21 protein-coding genes are annotated in these 19165 nt (G+C 57.6%); 10 read left to right on the top strand and 11 right to left on the bottom strand.

What is annotated here, in order from left to right; genetic code table 11:
* The first annotated feature begins 5 nt into the window (after nucleotides 1–5).
* The 3 genes from PMYSY11_RS18075 to tldD all read left to right on the top strand — a co-directional run bounded on the left by PMYSY11_RS18075 (nucleotide 6) and on the right by tldD (nucleotide 6193).
* Entirely contained in the window at nucleotides 6–3821 is a 3816-nt protein-coding gene (locus PMYSY11_RS18075) for a YhdP family protein (protein WP_150547628.1), read from the top strand.
* A gap of 63 nt (nucleotides 3822–3884) precedes the next feature.
* Nucleotides 3885–4733: a carbon-nitrogen hydrolase family protein gene (locus tag PMYSY11_RS18070; RefSeq protein ID WP_150547627.1), complete on the top strand. Its 849-nt coding sequence runs from the start codon at nucleotides 3885–3887 to the stop codon at nucleotides 4731–4733.
* Nucleotides 4734–4735: 2 nt separating this feature from the next.
* Nucleotides 4736–6193, top strand: a complete 1458-nt coding sequence (gene tldD, locus PMYSY11_RS18065; RefSeq protein ID WP_069898025.1) for a metalloprotease TldD — start codon at nucleotides 4736–4738, stop codon at nucleotides 6191–6193.
* Between the two features lie 46 nt (nucleotides 6194–6239).
* Here the strand turns inward: tldD and yjgA are convergent, their stop codons facing one another.
* Complete coding sequence (gene yjgA, locus PMYSY11_RS18060; protein WP_069898024.1) at nucleotides 6240–6758, bottom strand: ribosome biogenesis factor YjgA; 519 nt, start codon at nucleotides 6756–6758, stop codon at nucleotides 6240–6242.
* A gap of 105 nt (nucleotides 6759–6863) precedes the next feature.
* On the opposite strand from yjgA, the gene pmbA reads away from it, so the two are divergent.
* On the top strand, nucleotides 6864–8210 hold the full coding sequence (pmbA, locus tag PMYSY11_RS18055; RefSeq protein WP_150547626.1) for a metalloprotease PmbA: 1347 nt from the start codon (nucleotides 6864–6866) through the stop codon (nucleotides 8208–8210).
* Between the two features lie 86 nt (nucleotides 8211–8296).
* Here pmbA and PMYSY11_RS18050 read toward each other — a convergent pair whose 3' ends face one another.
* The 10 genes from PMYSY11_RS18050 to PMYSY11_RS18005 form a co-directional block, all read right to left on the bottom strand.
* Entirely contained in the window at nucleotides 8297–8569 is a 273-nt protein-coding gene (locus PMYSY11_RS18050) for an HPr family phosphocarrier protein (RefSeq protein ID WP_090509714.1), read from the bottom strand.
* Between the two features lie 12 nt (nucleotides 8570–8581).
* Nucleotides 8582–9439 (bottom strand): RNase adapter RapZ, encoded by an 858-nt coding sequence (gene rapZ, locus PMYSY11_RS18045; protein ID WP_069898022.1) that lies wholly within the window; start codon nucleotides 9437–9439, stop codon nucleotides 8582–8584.
* Between the two features lie 11 nt (nucleotides 9440–9450).
* The gene (ptsN, locus tag PMYSY11_RS18040) at nucleotides 9451–9915 is read right to left on the bottom strand and encodes a PTS IIA-like nitrogen regulatory protein PtsN (RefSeq protein WP_090509716.1); all 465 of its coding nucleotides are present in this window, start codon (nucleotides 9913–9915) and stop codon (nucleotides 9451–9453) included.
* A gap of 15 nt (nucleotides 9916–9930) precedes the next feature.
* Nucleotides 9931–10239 (bottom strand): ribosome hibernation-promoting factor, HPF/YfiA family, encoded by a 309-nt coding sequence (hpf, locus tag PMYSY11_RS18035; protein ID WP_069898020.1) that lies wholly within the window; start codon nucleotides 10237–10239, stop codon nucleotides 9931–9933.
* Between the two features lie 273 nt (nucleotides 10240–10512).
* Nucleotides 10513–12021: an RNA polymerase factor sigma-54 gene (locus tag PMYSY11_RS18030; protein WP_069898019.1), complete on the bottom strand. Its 1509-nt coding sequence runs from the start codon at nucleotides 12019–12021 to the stop codon at nucleotides 10513–10515.
* 127 nt (nucleotides 12022–12148) lie between these two features.
* Nucleotides 12149–12874, bottom strand: a complete 726-nt coding sequence (gene lptB / locus PMYSY11_RS18025) for an LPS export ABC transporter ATP-binding protein (RefSeq protein WP_090509718.1) — start codon at nucleotides 12872–12874, stop codon at nucleotides 12149–12151.
* Nucleotides 12875–12876: 2 nt separating this feature from the next.
* Entirely contained in the window at nucleotides 12877–13422 is a 546-nt protein-coding gene (gene lptA / locus PMYSY11_RS18020) for a lipopolysaccharide transport periplasmic protein LptA (protein WP_069898017.1), read from the bottom strand.
* Nucleotides 13409–13984, bottom strand: coding sequence for an LPS export ABC transporter periplasmic protein LptC (gene lptC / locus PMYSY11_RS18015; protein ID WP_150547625.1), 576 nt, complete (start codon nucleotides 13982–13984; stop codon nucleotides 13409–13411). The genes lptA and lptC overlap by 14 nt, the downstream gene beginning before the upstream one ends.
* 8 nt (nucleotides 13985–13992) lie before the next feature.
* Complete coding sequence (locus PMYSY11_RS18010; RefSeq protein WP_150547624.1) at nucleotides 13993–14532, bottom strand: KdsC family phosphatase; 540 nt, start codon at nucleotides 14530–14532, stop codon at nucleotides 13993–13995.
* Entirely contained in the window at nucleotides 14532–15506 is a 975-nt protein-coding gene (locus PMYSY11_RS18005) for a KpsF/GutQ family sugar-phosphate isomerase (RefSeq protein WP_069898014.1), read from the bottom strand. Before PMYSY11_RS18005 ends, PMYSY11_RS18010 begins: the two co-directional genes overlap by 1 nt.
* A gap of 242 nt (nucleotides 15507–15748) precedes the next feature.
* On the opposite strand from PMYSY11_RS18005, the gene PMYSY11_RS18000 reads away from it, so the two are divergent.
* The 6 genes from PMYSY11_RS18000 (at nucleotide 15749) to PMYSY11_RS17975 (ending at nucleotide 19158) form a co-directional block, all read left to right on the top strand.
* Nucleotides 15749–16558 (top strand): ATP-binding cassette domain-containing protein, encoded by an 810-nt coding sequence (locus PMYSY11_RS18000; RefSeq protein WP_150547623.1) that lies wholly within the window; start codon nucleotides 15749–15751, stop codon nucleotides 16556–16558.
* Complete coding sequence (gene mlaE, locus PMYSY11_RS17995; RefSeq protein ID WP_069898012.1) at nucleotides 16558–17355, top strand: lipid asymmetry maintenance ABC transporter permease subunit MlaE; 798 nt, start codon at nucleotides 16558–16560, stop codon at nucleotides 17353–17355. Before PMYSY11_RS18000 ends, mlaE begins: the two co-directional genes overlap by 1 nt.
* Nucleotides 17355–17825 (top strand): outer membrane lipid asymmetry maintenance protein MlaD, encoded by a 471-nt coding sequence (gene mlaD / locus PMYSY11_RS17990; protein ID WP_069898011.1) that lies wholly within the window; start codon nucleotides 17355–17357, stop codon nucleotides 17823–17825. The genes mlaE and mlaD overlap by 1 nt, the downstream gene beginning before the upstream one ends.
* Nucleotides 17826–17836: 11 nt before the next feature.
* The gene (locus PMYSY11_RS17985) at nucleotides 17837–18469 is read left to right on the top strand and encodes an MlaC/ttg2D family ABC transporter substrate-binding protein (RefSeq protein WP_069898010.1); all 633 of its coding nucleotides are present in this window, start codon (nucleotides 17837–17839) and stop codon (nucleotides 18467–18469) included.
* Nucleotides 18466–18774, top strand: coding sequence for an STAS domain-containing protein (locus PMYSY11_RS17980; protein WP_150547622.1), 309 nt, complete (start codon nucleotides 18466–18468; stop codon nucleotides 18772–18774). Before PMYSY11_RS17985 ends, PMYSY11_RS17980 begins: the two co-directional genes overlap by 4 nt.
* Nucleotides 18775–18918: 144 nt before the next feature.
* Entirely contained in the window at nucleotides 18919–19158 is a 240-nt protein-coding gene (locus tag PMYSY11_RS17975; protein ID WP_069898008.1) for a BolA family protein, read from the top strand.
* The last annotated feature ends 7 nt before the right edge of the window (nucleotides 19159–19165 follow it).

The raw sequence follows: 19165 nt of genomic DNA, 5'->3' as shown, positions 1-19165 counted from the left end.
GCTAAGTGCTGGCGCTAAGTCGGGGTATCTCGGCGCTGTTGCGTTGGGGGTTGGCGCTGCTTGCCTTGCTGTTGGTGCTGGCAGCGATTTACGTGAGCGTTGGTCGCGTGCTGTCGCCGATGGTGGCCGACTACCGTGATGAAGTGGCGACCAAAGCCACTGAGCTGCTGCAAATGCCGGTGTCGATTGGCCGACTGGAAGGCGGCTGGCACGGTTTCGCCCCGGAGCTTATCGCCCATGATCTGGTGCTGGGCGAGGCGGACGATGCGTTCAAGCTGAGCCGGGTCAGCCTCATTCCTGATTTACTGCAAAGCCTGCTCAGGCGTCAGCCACGCATTGCCCATTTGGTTGTCGAGGGCTTGCGCCTGAGCGCGCAGCAAGACGCCGAAGGCAAATGGAGTGTTGCAGGCTTGCCGCAGCCCAAAGCCAGTGCGCCCGTAGATATGCAGCAGGTGCTGCAACAGCTGAAGTCGCTGGAGCAGGTCTCCTTGCACGACAGCCAGGTGACTGTCGAGGCGAATGCTCAGCCGCCAGTCACCCTCAAAGCGATCAATCTGACCTTGCGTCGAACGCTTCAGGGCCAGCGCCTGGATATGCGCCTGCACCTGCCCAACGGCAAGCCGCTGGAGTTACAAGTCAACGCGGATCTCAACGCGCAGGACTGGCAAGCCTCGAGCCTCGATGCATACTTGAAGGTGGCGCCTGGCGATTGGGCTGACTGGATTCCGCCGTCCTACATCGGCGCCTGGCATTTGCAGCAGGCGCAACTGGGCGGTGAGGCCTGGCTGAGCTGGCGCGATGGCGGTGTACAGCGGGCAGTGACGCGCATGGTCGTGGCGAATCTGCAGGTGGCCCTGGCTGAGCAGGAACCCGTCGCGCTGCAAGACATCAAGCTCAACAGTTATTTCGCTGCCAACGAACAAGGTTTTACCTTGCGCATGGCTGACCTTGGCCTGCGCATAGGCGAGGAGCTTTGGGGCAAGGTCCAGCTCGGCATTACCCGCAAGGTTGCTGATGACACTTGGCAGCTAAGCGCCGATCAGTTCGATGTCACGCCGTTGGTGCCACTGGTAACTGCGCTCGCGCCGTTGTCCGAGAATGGCCGCAAGATCATCGAGACCCTGCAACCGCATGGCAAGTTGAACAACCTGCAACTGGCTTTCAAACCGCAGGCCGAGTTGGCCCGGCGTTTGAGCTTTTCCGCCAATCTCGACAGGGTTGGGTTCTCGGCGTTTGAAGCATCGCCTTCGGTGCAGAACATCAGCGGCAGCGTCGAGGGCGATATCGGCCACGGCGTGGTGCATGTCGATGCCGAAGAGTTCTCCCTGCATCTGGCAACCCTGTTCCCCAAGCCCTGGGTTTATACCAAGGTCAACGGCCAGTTTGACTGGACCTGGGACGATGCCGGCGTAACGCTGCGCAGCCCTTACCTGCAAGCGATCGGCCCGGAAGGTAAAGCGGGCGCTGATTTCATTATCCGTTTGCTGGCTGATCCAGAAGCGGAAGATTACATGGACCTACGCGTGGGGATTCGCGAAGGCGATGCGAGCTACACCAGCAAGTACCTGCCAACCCGCGTGCCGAGTTTCAGCCCGCAACTGGGCAAATGGCTGACTGACTCGATCAAAGGCGGCGCGGTAAGTCAGGGCTTCTTCCAGTATCAGGGCTCGATCAATCACGGATCGCCGCCAACCGCGCACAACATCAGCCTGTTCTTTGATGTTGACGACGCCGAACTGGATTACCAGCCCGGTTGGCCGGCTCTGAGCAAGGCCAAGGCGCAGGTTCGGGTTGAAGACACTGGCGTGCGCATCGACGTTGCCAAGGGCCAAATACTCAACAGCACGGTTACCGATGCGACAGCCAATATCGCGCTGGGCGTTCCCGGCGGCGATACGCATCTGTTGATCGACGGCAAGCTGGCCAGCAACGTTGGTGATGCCATGCAGATCCTTCAGGATTCGCCGTTGCCCACGGCTGAAACCTTTGCCGGCTGGAAAGGCCAAGGGGCGCTCGAAGGGGCGCTGAAACTCGATTTGCCGCTGCAGGACATGAGCAAGGTTGTGGTGCAGGTGGATTTCAGCAGCAAGGATTCATCGCTGACCATCGCCTCGCCAAAGCTTGAGCTGAGCAAGATCAAGGGTGACTTCAATTTTGATTCCCGCAAGGGCCTCAGCGCCGAAGGTTTGAGTGCGCGGGCACTCGGCCACACGGTGACCGGCAAGGCCGTTGCCGGCACGCCAGAAGGCGCTAGCAATACCCTGTTCGACCTGAAAGGCAAGGTTGCGCTGGAGACGTTAACCCAATGGCTGGCGTTCACCCAACCGATACCAGCCAACGGTGTTATTCCGTATCGGCTGAGGATCAATCTGGGCGCGCAAGACAGCTATCTGCAGGTTAATTCCGATTTGCAGGGCCTGGCCATCGACCTTCCTGAGCCGCTGGGCAAGCCTGCTGCAAGCAGCAGCGATGCAGAGTTCAAGATGAGCCTTGGTACAGTGCCCGCGACCTACACGGTGCAATATGCCGACCGCGCCAGCCTGGCTTATACCGCAGGGGCTGAGAACTTCCTGGATGGCGGTGGCCGCCTGGTGCTTGGAGCCGGGCGGGCGCAGCCCGGTCGTAACAAGGGCCTTAATATCAGTGGGCGCATTGCCGAGCTGGATGTCGAAGCGTGGCAGGTCGCGATCAAGCCGTATCAGAATGCCCCGGTGGGGGATGCCAAGCAGCTGCTCAACGAGGCGCGCCTGCGCATTGATCATTTCAAGGGCATGGGCGTCGAGGCGGATAATCTCAACCTCGATTTGAAGCGCACAGGCGCGGCCTGGTCGGTGGGGCTCGACAGTTCATTGGCCAAGGGCCAGGTTAAATTGCCCGATACTTCCAGCACGCCAATCGTGGTCAATCTGGATTACCTCAAGTTGCCCGCACCCAAGCCTACAGCCGACGACGCGCCTGCCCCGGATGTTCTGGGCTCGATTAACCCGGCCGATGTTCCGCCCATAGACCTCAATATCAAACTTGTCTCGCTGGGCGAGCGTCAGCTCGGCAGTTGGTCATTCAATGCCCGGCCGCTGGCCAACGGTGTGCAATTCAGCAATCTGGCCTTGCAACTCAGCGGCGCCACCATGAGCGGCACTGTCGGCTGGCAGGGCGCGGCGGGCAGCGCCAGCAGCTGGTACAAGGGCCGTCTGGAAGGTGAGAATCTGGTTGATACGCTGGTGGCGTGGGGATTTGCACCATCGGCTACCAGCGAAAGTTATCACCTTGATGTAGACGGTCACTGGCCAGGTTCGCCGGCGGGTTTTGCGCTGGCGCGTTTCAGCGGTTCGATGGACGCCTCGCTGAAGAAAGGCCAGTTTGTCGAGGTCAAGGGCTCGGCGAATGCCTTGCGAATTTTTGGCTTGCTCAACTTCAACTCGATCGGCCGACGCCTGCGCCTGGACTTCTCTGACCTGTTTGGCAAAGGCCTCAGCTACGACCGGGTGAAGGGCTTGCTGGTCGCCACCGATGGGGTTTACGTCACCAAAGAGCCATTGGCGCTCAAGGGACCATCGAGCAACGTCGAAGTTAACGGCACCCTCGATCTGGCGCGCGAGGTCATCGACGCGAAGTTGCTGGTGACGCTGCCGGTCAGTAACAACCTGCCGTTGGCGGTGATCATTGCCGGATTCAACCCGGCCATCGGCGGTGCGCTTTTCGTTGCCGATAAACTGCTCGGTGACAATATCGCCCGCTTGGCGAGTGTGCAGTACGACATCAAGGGGCCGCTCAGTGACCCCGAATTCACCTTTGACAAACCGTTTGAAAAACAGAAGTAGCGGCGCAAACGGGCAATCGCCCAGCGCCCACGCTTGTTGTTCTCAGCGCTTGCAGGAGCCGGTATGACACTCGCGGTTATCCAGATGGTCAGTCTGCCTGATGTCATGGCCAACCTGCAGGCCGCGCGTCATTTGCTCGAGCGCGCGGCAGAAGGCGGAGCCAGGCTTGCGGTTCTGCCTGAAAACTTTGCCGCCATGGGGCGTCGTGATCTGGCCACGCTGAGCCGTGAAGAGGCGCTGGGGACCGGGCCAATTCTGCCTTGGTTGAAAAAAGCCGCCAGTGACTTCAACCTATGGATAGTGGCTGGCACGTTGCCGTTGCCACCAGATGGTCAGCCGGATGCCAGACCCAATGCCTGTTCCCTGCTGATTGATGATCGCGGCGAACGTGTGGCCCGTTACGACAAACTGCATCTGTTTGATGTGGATGTTGCCGACAGCCGGGGGCGATACCGGGAATCTGATGACTACGCCTACGGTGGCCAGGTTGTGGTGGCTGACACGCCCGTGGGTCGCCTCGGTTTGACCGTTTGCTATGACCTGCGGTTTCCTGAGTTGTATGGCGCTCTGCGTGATGCTGGCGCCGAATTGATCAGCGCGCCGTCGGCGTTTACCGCCGTGACGGGCGCTGCCCATTGGCACGTATTGATCCGCGCCCGGGCGATTGAGACCCAGTGCTACGTGCTGGCCGCCGCGCAGGGTGGAACCCACGCAGGTGGCCGCGAGACGTTTGGCCATGCGGCGATTGTCGACCCTTGGGGGCGGGTTGTGGTGGAACAGGCCTCTGGCGAGGCGATGCTGCTGGCCCCGCGTGATGCGGTCGAGCAGGCCAGCATTCGCCAGCAAATGCCGGTCATCCGGCATAAACGATTTTTTGCAGCGGCCGAACCGCGGCTGCCAGGTTTGGAGTAGTTATGAGCGATATGTTGTTATCCGTGTCCGAGCATATGTTGAGTCCTGGCGGCATGAGCCTCGACCTGTTGCCGGGTGTGCTGGGCGAATTGGCCGGCCCCGGTATCGATGCGGCGGACCTGTATTTCCAGAGTCAGGTTTCTGAGACCTGGGTGCTGGAAGACGGCATCGTCAAAGAGGGCAGTTTCAATCTCGATCAGGGCGTGGGCGTGCGTGCGCAGTCCGGTGAGAAAACCGGTTTCGCCTACAGCAACGCAATTACCCCGGATGCGCTGAGCCAGGCCGCTCAGGCTGCCCGATCGATTGCGCGCGCCGGCCAGAATGGCACGGTTCAGGCTTTCAAAACTGCACAGATTTCGCCCCTGTATGCGCCACAGAATCCGCTGGACGTGTTGGACCGTGCGCAAAAGGTCGAACTGCTGAAAGAGATCGATCAAGCCACACGTGCGCTGGACTCGCGTATCAAGCAAGTCACCGTCAGCCTGGCTGGTGTCTGGGACCGCATTCTAGTAGCCGCGACTGACGGCAGCCTGGCGGCGGATATTCGTCCGCTGGTGCGCTTTAACGTCAGCGTTATTGTCGAGCACAACGGTCGTCGCGAGCGCGGCGGGCATGGCGGCGGCGGGCGCACCGACTATCGCTACTTCCTTGAGCGCGAAGCCAATAATGAGACCCGGGCAATGGGTTACGCCCGTGAGGCGTTGCGTCAGGCCTTGGTCAATCTTGAAGCCATTGCCGCGCCGGCTGGCAGTATGCCGGTGGTAATGGGCGCCGGTTGGTCTGGCGTGCTGCTGCACGAAGCGGTGGGCCATGGTCTGGAAGGTGACTTCAATCGCAAGGGCAGTTCGGCCTACAGCGGGCGGATTGGTGAGAAAGTGGCGTCGAGCCTGTGCACTATCGTCGACGACGGTACGCTGGCAGAGCGCCGCGGCTCGTTGAGTGTCGACGACGAAGGCACTCCGACCCAGTGCACCACATTGATCGAGAATGGCATTCTCAAGGGCTACATGCAGGACAAGCTCAATGCGCGGCTGATGGGCGTTGGCGCAACCGGTAACGGCCGCCGTGAATCCTATGCGCACCTGCCAATGCCGCGGATGACCAATACCTACATGTTGGCGGGTGAGAGCGATCCTGAAGAGATCATCCGTTCGGTGAAGAAAGGCATCTACTGCGCCAACCTCGGGGGCGGTCAGGTGGACATCACCAGCGGCAAGTTCGTGTTCTCGACCAGCGAAGCCTATTTGATCGAAGACGGCAAGATTACTGCGCCGGTCAAAGGCGCAACACTGATTGGCAATGGCCCGGAGGCGATGAGCCGGGTGTCTATGGTGGGTAACGATCTGGCGCTGGACAGTGGCGTCGGCACTTGCGGTAAAGACGGCCAGTCGGTGCCGGTTGGCGTGGGTCAGCCGACCTTGAAGATTGATGCGATTACCGTCGGTGGTACCGGCGCGTAACAGGGATAAGGGCTTGGGTGGAGTCTGACTCCACCCTGACGATGGCTTAACGCAAACCGCGTTGAGTTTCGTCCAGCTCGCGGATGTATTTAAAGATTTTGCGTGAAGCGGCTGGTGCTTTGTTCTGCGCCAGTTCGTGCTGGGCCTGACGGATCAGGTTGCGCAGGTGTTGGCGGTCGGTCTCGGGGTATTCGATTACGAATTTCTCGAGAATGGCGTCATCGCCGGCAATTAACCGGTCGCGCCAGCGTTCAAGGCCGTGAAAACGCTCGTTGTATTGGCGGGTAGAGGCGTCCAGTTGGTCGAGGAGGGTAAGAATCGCCTCAATGTCCTGGTCACGCATTAACCGGCCAATGAATTGGACGTGGCGTTTTTTGGCCGAGTTGGCCGTGTGCTTGGGTGCCTCTTCGAGGGCTTTGCGCAGGGCATCGGTCAGCGGTAGCTTGTTCAGCAGGTCCGGCTTTAGGGTGGTCAGGCGTTGTCCAAGATCTTGCAGAGCATGCAGCTCGCGTTTGACTTGGGTTTTGCTCTTCTCATCGGAGAAGTCATCAAGGTATTCAGACATGGGGACAATCCAGTGGATAACGTCGTCATGATAGCAGCAAGTTTCTGACTGCAAACGTCCGGCCATAGGCTGATGACGTATGAAGTTGATAAATCAGGAGTGGTTATGAGTGCAGTAGAAGTGGTCGGCCCACAAGGTTTGCCCGCATTGCAGGCGCAAGTGGAGCAAATTCTCGCCGAAGCCAAGAAGCAGGGCGCCAGTGCCTGCGAGGTTGCCGTGTCGGTCGAACAGGGCCTCTCGACCAGTGTGCGTCAGCGTGAAGTAGAAACGGTTGAATTTAACCGTGACCAGGGATTTGGGATCACCCTGTACGTGGGTCAGCGTAAAGGTTCTGCGAGCACTTCGGCGAGTGGCGACGCGGCCATTCGCGAAACGGTAGCGGCGGCGTTGGCGATTGCCAAGCATGCCTCCGAAGATGAGTGTTCCGGTTTGGCAGATGCCGGCCTGATGGCGCGTGAGCTGCCGGATCTGGACCTTTATCACGCCTGGTCAATAAGCCCGGAGCAGGCTATCGAGCAAGCGTTGCAATGCGAGGCCGCGGCCTTTGCTACCGATGCGCGGATTAAGAATGCCGACGGCACCTCGCTCAGTACGCACCAAGGCTGCCGGATTTATGGCAACAGCCATGGCTTTATCGGTGGTTATGCCAGTACGCGTCATAGTCTCAGCTGCGTGATGATTGCCGAGCAGGACGGCCAGATGCAGCGCGATTACTGGTACGACGTTAATCGTCAGGGCGAGATGTTAGCGAGTGCTGAAAGCATTGGCCGTCGCGCCGCTTTGCGTGCCGTCAGCCGCTTGGGCGCGCGTCCGGTGCCTACTTGCGAAGTGCCGGTGCTGTTTTCGGCTGAGCTGGCGACTGGCTTGTTTGGCAGTTTCCTCGGCGCCATTTCGGGCGGCAGCATCTACCGCAAGTCTTCATTCCTTGAGGGCACTATCGGCGAGCAATTGTTTCCGCAATGGCTGAATATTGATGAACGCCCGCATATTCCGCGTGCAATGGGCAGCGCAGCCTTTGATGGTGACGGCCTTGCAACTTACGCCAAGTCATTCGTCGAGAGCGGTGAGCTGTTGAGCTATGTGTTGGGCACCTACTCAGGCCGTAAGCTGGGAATGCCAAGTACTGCAAACGCCGGCGGCGTGCATAACCTGTTCGTCAGCCATGGCGATGAAGACCAGCAGGCGCTGATCAAGCGCATGGGGCGCGGGCTGTTGGTCACTGAGCTGATGGGCCACGGCCTGAACATGGTGACCGGCGATTACTCGCGCGGCGCTGGCGGTTACTGGGTAGAAAACGGCGAGATCCAGTTCCCGGTGCAGGAAGTGACCATTGCCGGCAACATGCGTGACATGTTCAAGCAAATCGTCGCGGTGGGTAATGACTTGGAACTGCGCAGCAATATTCGCACGGGTTCAGTGCTGATTGAGCGCATGACCGTCGCCGGCTCTTAAGTCGCCGTAGCGTCATTTGCCAAAACCAGCACCCAATAAAAAAGCAGACGTTTAGGGCGTCTGCTTTTTTTGTGCGCGTAAAGGGGCTATTCGCCTTCGTCGAAGAAGTTATTGATCAACTCGATCAGTGCTTCAAGCGCCTCTTGTTCCTGCTCGCCTTCGGTGTGCAGGTGTACAGGGGTGCCTTTACCGGCGGCCAGCATCATTACCGCCATGATGCTTTTACCATCGACCAGGCTTTCTGGGCTGCGGCCAACACGAACTGTGCACGGGAAACGGCCGGCCACGCCCACAAACTTGGCGGCGGCGCGGGCATGCAGGCCCAGCTTGTTGATGATGATGATTTCGCAAGCAGGCATCGCGCCTAATCCTTAGCTGAGGTCGCGGTGGCGAACCTGAACATTCTTCAGTTGAGTTTTAAGCGCTTCACTCAGGCGCTGGGCCAGGTACACGGAGCGATGTCGCCCGCCAGTGCAGCCAATGGCGACGGTCACGTAGGCGCGGTTGCTGGCAGCGATACGCGGCAGCCATTTCTGCAGATAACCGGCGATGTCCTGATACATCTCTTCCACTTCGGGTTCGGCGCTCAGGTAGTCATTGATTGGCTGATCCAGACCGCTGTAGTCGCGCAGCTCAGGTTTCCAGTACGGGTTCGGCAGGCAACGCACGTCGAACACCAGATCGGCATCAACTGGCAGGCCACGTTTGAATCCGAAAGACTCAACCAGATAAGCAGTGCCCGGCGCCGGTTGTTTGAGCAGGCGCAGGGTTAGCGTGTCACGTAGTTGGTAGAGATTGAGATGAGTGGTGTCGATGCGCAGGTCGGCAAGGTCGATAATCGGCTCGAGCAACTTGCTTTCATCGCCGATAGCCTCGGACAGCGAGCGATGCTCGGAGGTCAGCGGGTGACGTCTGCGTGTTTCCGAGAAGCGCTTGAGCAGGGTGTCCTGCGCGGCATCGAGGTAGACAATATCGCAGCGGATGTTGCGGTCACGAACCTGACGCAGTAGCTCGGGGAAGCGCTTGAGCTGGCTGGGCATGTTGCGCGCATCAATCGACACCGCCACAAAAGGTTGCAGCTGCTCGGGATGCAGCAAGGCCCGTTCCGCCAACTCGGGTAACAAGTCGGCAGGCAAGTTGTCGATGCAGTAGTAACCGTTGTCTTCGAGGACATCAAGGGCCGTACTTTTGCCCGAGCCCGAACGACCGCTGACGATGATTAAGCGCATAGGGCTATTTCCTACTGGCCGCTTTGTACGTCCACTACAACGTCATAGAGGGCCTGATTGCTGTCAGCATGGCGCAGGCGTTCACGGACTTCGTTGCGGTCTAGCATGCTGGCAATCTGGCGCAGCAACTCGAGGTGCTCGTCAGTTGCCGCTTCCGGAACCAGCAATACAAACAGCAGGTCGACGGGAGCGCCGTCAATGGCGTCGAAGTCGACTGCTGAGTCAAGTCTGAGTACCGCACTCACCGGCGCACTACAGCCTGGCAGACGACAATGCGGGATCGCAATGCCATTACCAAAACCGGTGGAGCCGAGTTTTTCGCGGGCAATCAGGCTTTCAAAAATGTCTTGGCCGTCAAGGTCGCTCAAGTCACGAGCGACCAGATTGGCGATTTGTTCAAGAACACGTTTTTTACTGCCGCCCGGCACGTTCACAAGGGAACGGCCGGGGGTCAGGATGTCTTCAAGTCGGATCATAGGAGGTGAGCGATGTCAGCGGGCCATAGCGCCTTGCTGACGGTCGAGCTGCTTTTCCTTGTGCTTGATAAGTTGTCGGTCAAGTTTGTCTGTTAGTAAATCGATTGCTGCGTACATGTCATCGTGTTCAGCGTTGGCAACGACTTCGCCGCCCGCTATGTGCAAGGTCGCTTCAATTTTCTGCTTGAGCTTCTCGACCTCCATGATGACTTGTACATTGGTGATCTTATCGAAGTGGCGTTCTAATCGACTGAGTTTCTCCTCGATATAGTCACGCAGGGCGTCGGTCACATCCAGCTGGTGTCCACTGATGTTGACTTGCATACCGCTTTCTCCTTGTTGCCGTGTAGTAGTGACAGGCAATTTGCCTGCCGCCGGAACACTGAAGCTTGCTCACTTACCCTGTAGCGGTTCTGCGGTGCTGTGTAACGCTGTTTGACGCGGGTTGTGTTGCCTCAAACATGTCGGACCTGCATATCACCCAGAGTAAGCAGATTGTCTGCCGGGTCGCTTCGGCTTCTGCCGTGCGCTTTGCTCAGCCCTGATATCAGTATGGCTGTTTTGCAGGAAAGCACAGGGTTTGCTTTGGCGACTCCCTCACATTAATCGTTTGCGCTCGCTGGACGGTGCTATGCCGAGTGACTCACGGTATTTGGCAACGGTGCGGCGAGCGACTTGAATACCTTGTGCCTCCAGTAAACCAGCGATCTTGCTGTCGCTCAATGGCTTTTTTGCATTTTCCGCAGCAACCAGTTTTTTAATGATTGCGCGAATCGCTGTCGACGAGCATTCACCGCCTTCAGAGGTGCTTACGTGGCTTGAGAAGAAATATTTCAACTCGTAAATGCCGCGTGGTGTGTGCATGAATTTTTGCGTGGTGACGCGTGAAATCGTCGATTCGTGCATACCGACTGCCTCGGCAATATCGTGCAGAACCAGCGGTTTCATGGCCTCGTCACCGTAGTCGAGGAAGCCGCGCTGGTGCTCGACAATCTGCGTGGCAACCTTCATCAGGGTTTCATTGCGACTCTGCAAGCTCTTGATGAACCAGCGCGCCTCCTGCAACTGATTACGCATGAAGGTGTTGTCGGCGCTGGAGTCTGCGCGGCGCACGAAACCAGCGTACTGCGGGTTGACCCGTAAGCGCGGCATGGCTTCCTGGTTGAGTTCTACCAGCCAGCGGTCATTGTGTTTGCGCACAATGACGTCGGGGACTACATACTCCGGCTCGCCAGACTCGATTTGCGAGCCGGGGCGCGGGTTGAGGCTCTGAATCAGCTCAATGACCTGACGCAGTTCGTCTTCCTTGAGCTTCATGCGGCGCATCAGTTGGCTGTAGTCGCGGCTGCCCAGCAGGTCGAGATAATCATTTGCCAGACGCTGGGCTTCAGCCAGCCAAGGTGTTTTTGCGGGCAGTTGGCGCAGCTGCAGCAACAGGCACTCGCTGAGGGTGCGTGCGGCAATGCCGGCGGGCTCGAACTGCTGAATGCGGTGCAGAACGGCTTCGACTTCATCAAGCTCGATGTCGAGTTCCGGGTCGAATGCGCTGACCACTTCGTCGAGGGTTTCTTCGAGATAACCCTGCTGATTGATGCAGTCGATCAGGGTCGCCGCGATAAGCCGGTCTTTGTCCGACATTGGCGACAGGTTGAGTTGCCACAACAAATGGCTTTGCAGGCTTTCGCCTGTCGAGGTGCGCGTGGTGAAGTCCCACTCGTCATCGTCGTTGCTAGGCAGGCTGCTGGCGCTTGTCTGATAAACGTCTTCCCAGGCGGTATCAACCGGCAGCTCATTGGGAATGCGCTCATTCCACTCGCCATCTTCCAGGTTGTCTACGGTTTGCGACGGTTCCTGATAAGTCGGTTCCTGGAAATTGGCCTCTTCCTGATTCGGTGAGGCAGCCGTTTCCGCTCCGTCAGCCATAGGGTCGGAATTATCGAAGTCGTCGCCATCTTCTTGGCGCTCGAGCATCGGATTGGACTCCAACGCCTCCTGAATCTCTTGTTGCAGATCCAGGGTTGAGAGTTGAAGTAGGCGGATGGCTTGTTGCAGCTGAGGCGTCATCGTCAGCTGCTGGCCCATCTTCAGGACTAGCGATGGTTTCATTGCAGACCTTATTAACCGGCGTCTATGCGCAATCCACTACAGGGCATTTGAGCCACAAGGAGGCAGAGTATATGCCTTTCCCCGTGGCCTTTGCCTAGCACTGCTTTTGAGTTTGGGCATGATTCGGCTAGAGCCTGAACTCATGTCCCAAATAGACTTCTTTTACAATCTCGTTGGCCAGAATGGCTTCGGAGTCACCTTCGGCAATCAGTTGGCCGTCACTGACAATGTACGCAGTTTCGCAAATATCCAGCGTTTCGCGAACGTTGTGGTCGGTGATCAGAACGCCAATACCTTTGGCTTTCAGGTGGTGAATAATCTGTTTGATGTCCCCGACCGAAATCGGGTCCACCCCGGCAAATGGTTCGTCGAGCAGTATGAATTTAGGCGCCGTGGCCAGTGCGCGGGCAATTTCAACCCGACGACGTTCACCACCCGACAAGCTCATGCCGAGATTATCGCGGATGTGGTGAATATGAAATTCTTCGAGAAGGCTTTCCATCTCCGCGTGACGCGCAGCACGGTCGAGCTCCTTACGGGTCTCGAGAATCGCCATGATGTTGTCCGAGACGCTGAGCTTGCGAAAGATCGACGCTTCCTGCGGCAGGTAACCAATGCCGGCGCGCGCGCGGCCATGCATCGGCAGGTGGCTGACATCCAGGTCGTCGATCAAGACGCGACCCTGATCAGCCTGCACCAAACCTACAATCATGTAGAAGCAGGTGGTTTTACCGGCGCCGTTAGGCCCGAGCAGGCCAACAATCTGTCCGCTTTCGATGTTCAGGCTGACGTCACGCACGACCTGGCGGCTTTTATAGCTTTTGGCCAAATGCTGGGCTTTCAGAATCGCCATCGTTATTCGGCCGCCTGTGGTTCAGCTGGTTTGCTTTTCGGCTGGATAACCATGTCGATGCGCGGGCGCGGTGTGGTGATCTGGTTGCCCGTGGCGCGACCGGCATTAACGATCTGACGCTGCGTGTCGTAGACGATTTTCTCGCCTTCGAAGGTATTACCTTCTTGAATGACCTTGGCCTGATCGATCAGGACAATGCGATTCTTGCTGGCAAAGTACTGGATGGTAAGGCCATAGGCTTTAACCAGTTCTTTGTCTTCTGCGGGCTTCTGCTCGTAATAAGCCGGTGTGCCGACAGAGGTGAACACGTCGATATCACCTTGAGCAGTTTGCGTGATCGTCACGGTATTGCCGGTGATCTTCATGGTGCCCTGAGTGATGATCACATCGCCGCGGTACACGGCTACGCCCTGTTTATCATCCAGTTCGGCGCTGTCTGCTTGCACGCGAATGGGCTGATCTTTGTCAGAAGGCAGCGCCCAGGCATTGAAGCTGCCGAATGTGGCGCCCAAGCTGAGCAGAAGGGGAAGGGTTTTAACGAACCTCATGCTGGCCTCTTACTTTGGACAGAAGGAGCATCCTGCTGTCATCCAAATATGCTTTCATTCCGACCGCGGTCGTTACGCCGTTGGCAGCGTCGATTCTAACGGCTTGCTCAGTCTGCGCATATTGTTTATCGGGGAATACTGTCAGTCTGCTGGTATTGAGTATGGTCGGGCGGCCTTTTGCATCGGTGCGCTCGACCTTCACTTTGTCGATCAGCTCGACTTCCTGGCCGCCAGGGCCAATCTCGCCTTTTTCGCTGCGAACGTGCCACGGGTATTCCGTGCCACGGTAAAGCATCAGGTTAGGCAGCGTCACGTTGGTGATGTCGGTCGCCTTGAAGTGTTCCAGCTTGTCGGCCTTCAAGGTGTAGTGGCGGCTACCGTCCGGCATGTATTGCACGGTAGAGGTATTAACCACATAAAAATCGATTGGGCTGTCGGTAGTCGACGCTGGCTGGCGATCCGAGAAGGTTTCCTGGTTGATGTTCCAGTAACCGACGGCCACGAGCAATGCAGCCCCAATGGCGTACAGCAGCAGTGACAGCAATTTACGTGGGTTAGGCATAATCAATTCTATAAGTAAGCGGCTTGAGCAGCTTCGAGGCTGCCTTGGGCTTGCATGATCAGCTCGCAAAACTCGCGTGCTGCACCTTCTCCGCCTTTGGCCTGAGTCACTGCGAAGGCGTGTTCGCGGACAAACGGGTCGGCGCTGGCAACTGCCATACCCAAGCCAACGCGGCGAATAACCGGCAAGTCGGGCAAGTCATCGCCGAGGTAGGCCACTTCAGCATAGTCGAGACCGAGTTCGCCAAGCAGTTCGTCCAGTACCACCAGTTTATCTTCTCGCCCTTGGTACAGGTGCTGGATGCCGAGATTTTGCGCGCGACGTTCAACCACCGGTGTTTTACGGCCGGTGATAATAGCGGTGCGCACGCCGGATTGGATCAGCAATTTAATGCCGTGGCCGTCGAGGGTGTTGAAGGTTTTGAATTCGCTGCCATCAACCAGAAAGTACAGTTTGCCGTCCGTCAGTACGCCGTCGACGTCGAAAATCGCCAGCTTGATCTTGGCGGCGCGCGCTTGCAGTTCGGGGGTTAGTGCTTGTTTAGTCATTACAGAACACCGGCGCGCAACAGATCGTGCATGTTGAGGGCGCCTGTTGGCCGGTCGTTGTCATCGACAACCACCAGCGAGTTGATTTTGTGGTCTTCCATTATTTTCAGGGCTTCCGCTGCGAGCATTTCGGCGCGAGCGGTCTTGCCATGAGAGGTCATGACCTGATCAATAGTTGCAGTGCGTACATCGATATTGCGATCGAGCGTGCGGCGCAAATCACCGTCGGTGAATATCCCGGCCAGTTTGCCGTCCGCCTCAAGGATTACCGCCATGCCCAGGCCTTTCTGGGTCATTACCAGCAACGCATCGCGCAGGCTGGTGCCGCGGTTGACCACCGGCAGGCTCTCGCCGCTGTGCATCACATTCTCTACTTTAAGCAGCAAACGCCGGCCCAGTGCGCCGCCCGGGTGCGAGAAAGCAAAGTCTTCGGCAGTGAATCCGCGCGCTTCAAGCAGCGCGATGGCCAGTGCGTCACCGAGTACCAACGCGGCAGTGGTCGAGGAGGTGGGCGCCAGATTGAGCGGGCAGGCCTCCTCGGCAACGCGTGCGTCCAGATTGACGTCCGCTGCGCGTGACAGTTCTGAGTCCGGGTTGCCGGTCATGCTGATCAGAGTGATGCCAAGGCGCTTGATCAACGGCAGCAGGGTGATGATTTCGGCAGTCGAGCCGGAATTGGACAGGGCCAGGACCGTGTCGTCGCGGGTGATCATGCCCATGTCGCCATGGCTGGCTTCAGCCGGATGCACAAAGAAAGCCGTGGTGCCGGTGCTGGCCAGTGTGGCCGCAATCTTGTTGCCGATGTGCCCAGATTTGCCCATGCCGACCACCACCACGCGGCCTTTGCTGGCGAGGATTAGTTCGCAGGCACGAACAAAATTGTCATCAATTCGCGGCAACAGTGCTTCCACCGCCTGCAGTTCAAGGCGGATAGTGCGTTCCGCGGATTTGATCAGTTCGCTGGGCTGGCTCATGGTATTCAATCATCACGGTTGAACAAAAAGGGGGCGATTATATCGCGAAAGGGCGAGGGACTCACCGTGCAATTCCTCGGGCTGGACTAAACGCCAGTAAATACAAGCAAACCACCCGTGGTGTTGGGTAGGGCCGCGCAGCAGTGATATAGTTCGCGGCTAATTTTGGGTGTCCGCCTGACGTGGTGCCTTCTTGGTGAAGTGGCGCGTCTACGAGGAAGCTTGTAGGTAATGGAGTCCAGATGAACGCCGATGAAAAGTATGCGGTCGAGCTGAAAGGTCTGAGCTTTAAGCGCGGCACGCGCGATATCTTCAAAGATATCGATATTCGCATACCGTGCGGCAAGGTTACCGGGATCATGGGGCCGTCCGGCAGTGGTAAAACCACGCTGTTGCGGCTTATCGGGGCCGAGCTACGCCCCGATGCAGGTGAAGTTTGGGTTAACGGGGTCAATCTGCCCACGCTTTCGCGTACCGAACTGTTCGATATGCGCAAGAAAATGGGCGTACTGTTCCAGAGCGGCGCACTGTTTACCGATCTTGATGTGTTCGAAAACGTAGCCTTCCCGTTGCGGGTTCACACCAAGCTGCCCGAAGCCATGATCCGTGACATCGTCCTGATGAAACTTCAGGCGGTAGGTCTGCGTGGCGCCGTGCAGCTGATGCCCGATGAACTCTCAGGCGGTATGAAGCGCCGCGTAGCCCTGGCGCGAGCGATCGCGCTGGACCCGCGCATCCTCATTTATGACGAGCCATTTGTAGGGCAGGACCCGATCGCAATGGGGGTTTTGGTGCGCCTGATCCGCCTGCTCACTGATGCTTTGGGTATCACCAGCATTGTGGTCTCGCATGATTTGGCCGAAACCGCGAGCATCGCCGACTATCTCTATGTGGTGGGCGACACCCAGGTTTTGGGGCAGGGGACTCCGGAGGAGTTGATGAATTCGGATAATCCGCGTGTTCGCCAGTTCATGCAGGGCACGCCTGATGGACCCGTGCCGTTCCATTTTCCGGCGGACGATTACCGCTCAGACTTGCTAGGGGGGCGCTGATGCGCAGAAAATCACCGCTCGAACGCGTGCAGTTGCTAGGCCGTGCCGGCATTGATGTCGTCACCAGCCTTGGCCGTTCGACCATTTTTCTGCTGGCGGCGCTGTTCGGGCGTGGCACCTCAGGGAAGTTCACTCAGCTTCTGATCAAGCAGCTGTATTCGGTTGGTGTGATGTCGCTGGCGATTATCGTCGTGTCCGGTGTGTTCATCGGCATGGTGTTGTCGCTGCAGGGCTTCAGCATTCTGGCCGCTTACGGCTCCGAACAAGCGGTTGGGCAGATGATTGCGCTGACCCTGTTGCGTGAACTCGGCCCGGTGGTGACTGCACTGTTGTTCGCCGGCCGCGCCGGTTCGGCACTGACCGCAGAGATCGGCAACATGAAATCGACCGAGCAGCTTTCGAGCCTGGCGATGATCGGTGTCGATCCGCTGAAATATATTGTGGCACCAAGATTGTGGGCCGGGTTTATCTCCATGCCTTTGTTGGCGATGATATTCAGCGTCGTCGGAATCTGGGGCGGTTCGATGGTTGCTATCGACTGGCTGGGTGTCTACGAGGGCTCGTTCTGGTCCAATATGCAGAACAGCGTGTCGTTCACCGATGATGTGGTAAACGGCATTATCAAGAGCATTGTGTTTGCCTTCGTGGTGACATGGATCGCGGTCTTTCAAGGTTATGACTGCGAGCCGACCTCGGAAGGCATCAGCCGCGCAACCACCCGAACAGTTGTTTATGCCTCGCTTGCAGTGCTGGGGCTGGACTTTATTCTGACTGCATTGATGTTTGGAGATTTCTGATGCAAAACCGCACACTGGAAGTAGGTGTCGGCCTGTTCTTGCTGGCTGGTATGTTGGCCCTGATGTTGCTGGCATTGCGCGTAAGCGGTCTGGCTGTTGGCGCGGGCGAGGATACCTACAAGGTCTATGCGCATTTCGACAACATCGCCGGTCTGACCGTCCGCTCAAAAGTCACCATGGCTGGCGTTAGCATCGGTAAAGTCACCGCAATCGACCTGGATCGCGACAGCTACACCGGTCGCGTTACCATGGAGTTGAACAAAGACGTGGATAACCTCCCGATCGACTCAACCGCGTCGATCCTCACGGCTGGCTTGCTGGGAGAAAAATACGTCGGTATCAGTGTAGGTGGTGAGGAAGAGCTGCTGGCCGACGGCGGCACCATCCACGACACCCAGTCCTCACTGGTGCTGGAAGAATTGATTGGTAAGTTTCTGCTGAATTCGGTCAACAAAGATTCGGCCAACTAACGAGGCTCAAAATGATTAAGTTGTTGCGTAATAGCGTATTGGTATTGCTGGCAGCGTTGCCTCTGTTCGCCTCTGCAGCGCAGACGGCCACTGAGGTGGTTGAGACGGCGACCAACACATTGTTGGCTGATCTGAAGGCCAACAAAGAACAGTATCGCGCTAATCCGGACGAGTTCTACGCCGCCCTCAACCGTATTCTGCTGCCGGTTGTAGACGTTGAAGGTATCTCGCGTGGCGTGATGACCGTGCGTTTTTCGCGCAAGGCTACGCCTGAGCAAATGACTCGCTTTGAAGAGAACTTCAAGCGCAGCCTGATGCAGTTCTATGGCAATGCGCTGCTTGAGTACAACAACGAAGACGTCCGCGTGCTGCCTGAATCCGGCAAGCCGGGCGCTGATCGTGCCTCGGTGAATATGGAAATCACCGGTTCCGGTGGTGCGGTTTACCCGCTGACTTACACCATGGTGCGTAAAAACAACACCTGGGTCATGCGTAACCTGATCATTAACGGGATTAACGTTGGCAAGCTGTTCCGCGACCAGTTCGCCGAGCAGATGCAGGTCAAGAACAACGATCTCGATAAAGTGATCGATTCCTGGGCTGACGTCGTCGCCAAGGCGCGCAATGCAAAGGGTGATGCGTGAGTCAGGCCAGTATTGAGTCGTTATCGCCCGGCGTTTTGTGCCTGTGCGGAGACATCGACTTTACCAGCGGGCCGTCACTGCGCGAGCAGGGCGGCAAGTTGATTGCCGCCAGCCAGAGCACACAGGTTGTCGTCAATTGCGCCAAAATTGAACGCTCAAGCAGCGTCGGTTTGTCTCTCTTGCTGGCTTTTATGCGCGATGCACAGGCCGCCGGGAAAAGCATTTTGGTGCGCGGCATGCCAAAGGAATTGCATGAGTTGGCCCGGGTTTCGGGCCTGTTGGACATTTTACCTATCGAAGCCTGAGTAGATGTGGCCGGCTCACCGGCTATCACGTGGGGTTCGCAGGGTATGGGCTTTTTTGTATGATGCACGACCCCGCGGGCCCGGGAGCCGTTAATCGGCCCCAAAACTCTGGCGCGCACATGAATTCGTTGATTGAGGTTGAGCATGCAGGCCTTAGAAGTAAAAACTTTCCTAGAGGCGCAGTTGTCAGACACCCAGGTTGAGGTTGAAGGCGAAGGCTGCAACTTCCAGCTGAATGTTATTAGTGACGAATTGGCCGGTTTGAGTCCGGTTAAGCGTCAGCAGCAAGTCTATGCTCATTTAAATCCGTGGATTGCTGATGGCAGCATTCACGCCGTGAGCATGAAATTCTTCAGCCGTGCCGATTGGGCAGCGCGTTCATAAGCCTGCG

It is taken from the genome of Pseudomonas marincola (assembly GCF_900682675.2).
Lineage (GTDB): Bacteria > Pseudomonadota > Gammaproteobacteria > Pseudomonadales > Pseudomonadaceae > Aquipseudomonas > Aquipseudomonas marincola.
The sequence above is the reverse complement of the archived record's forward strand: the minus strand, read 5'-3'. Positions and strand labels throughout refer to the sequence as shown.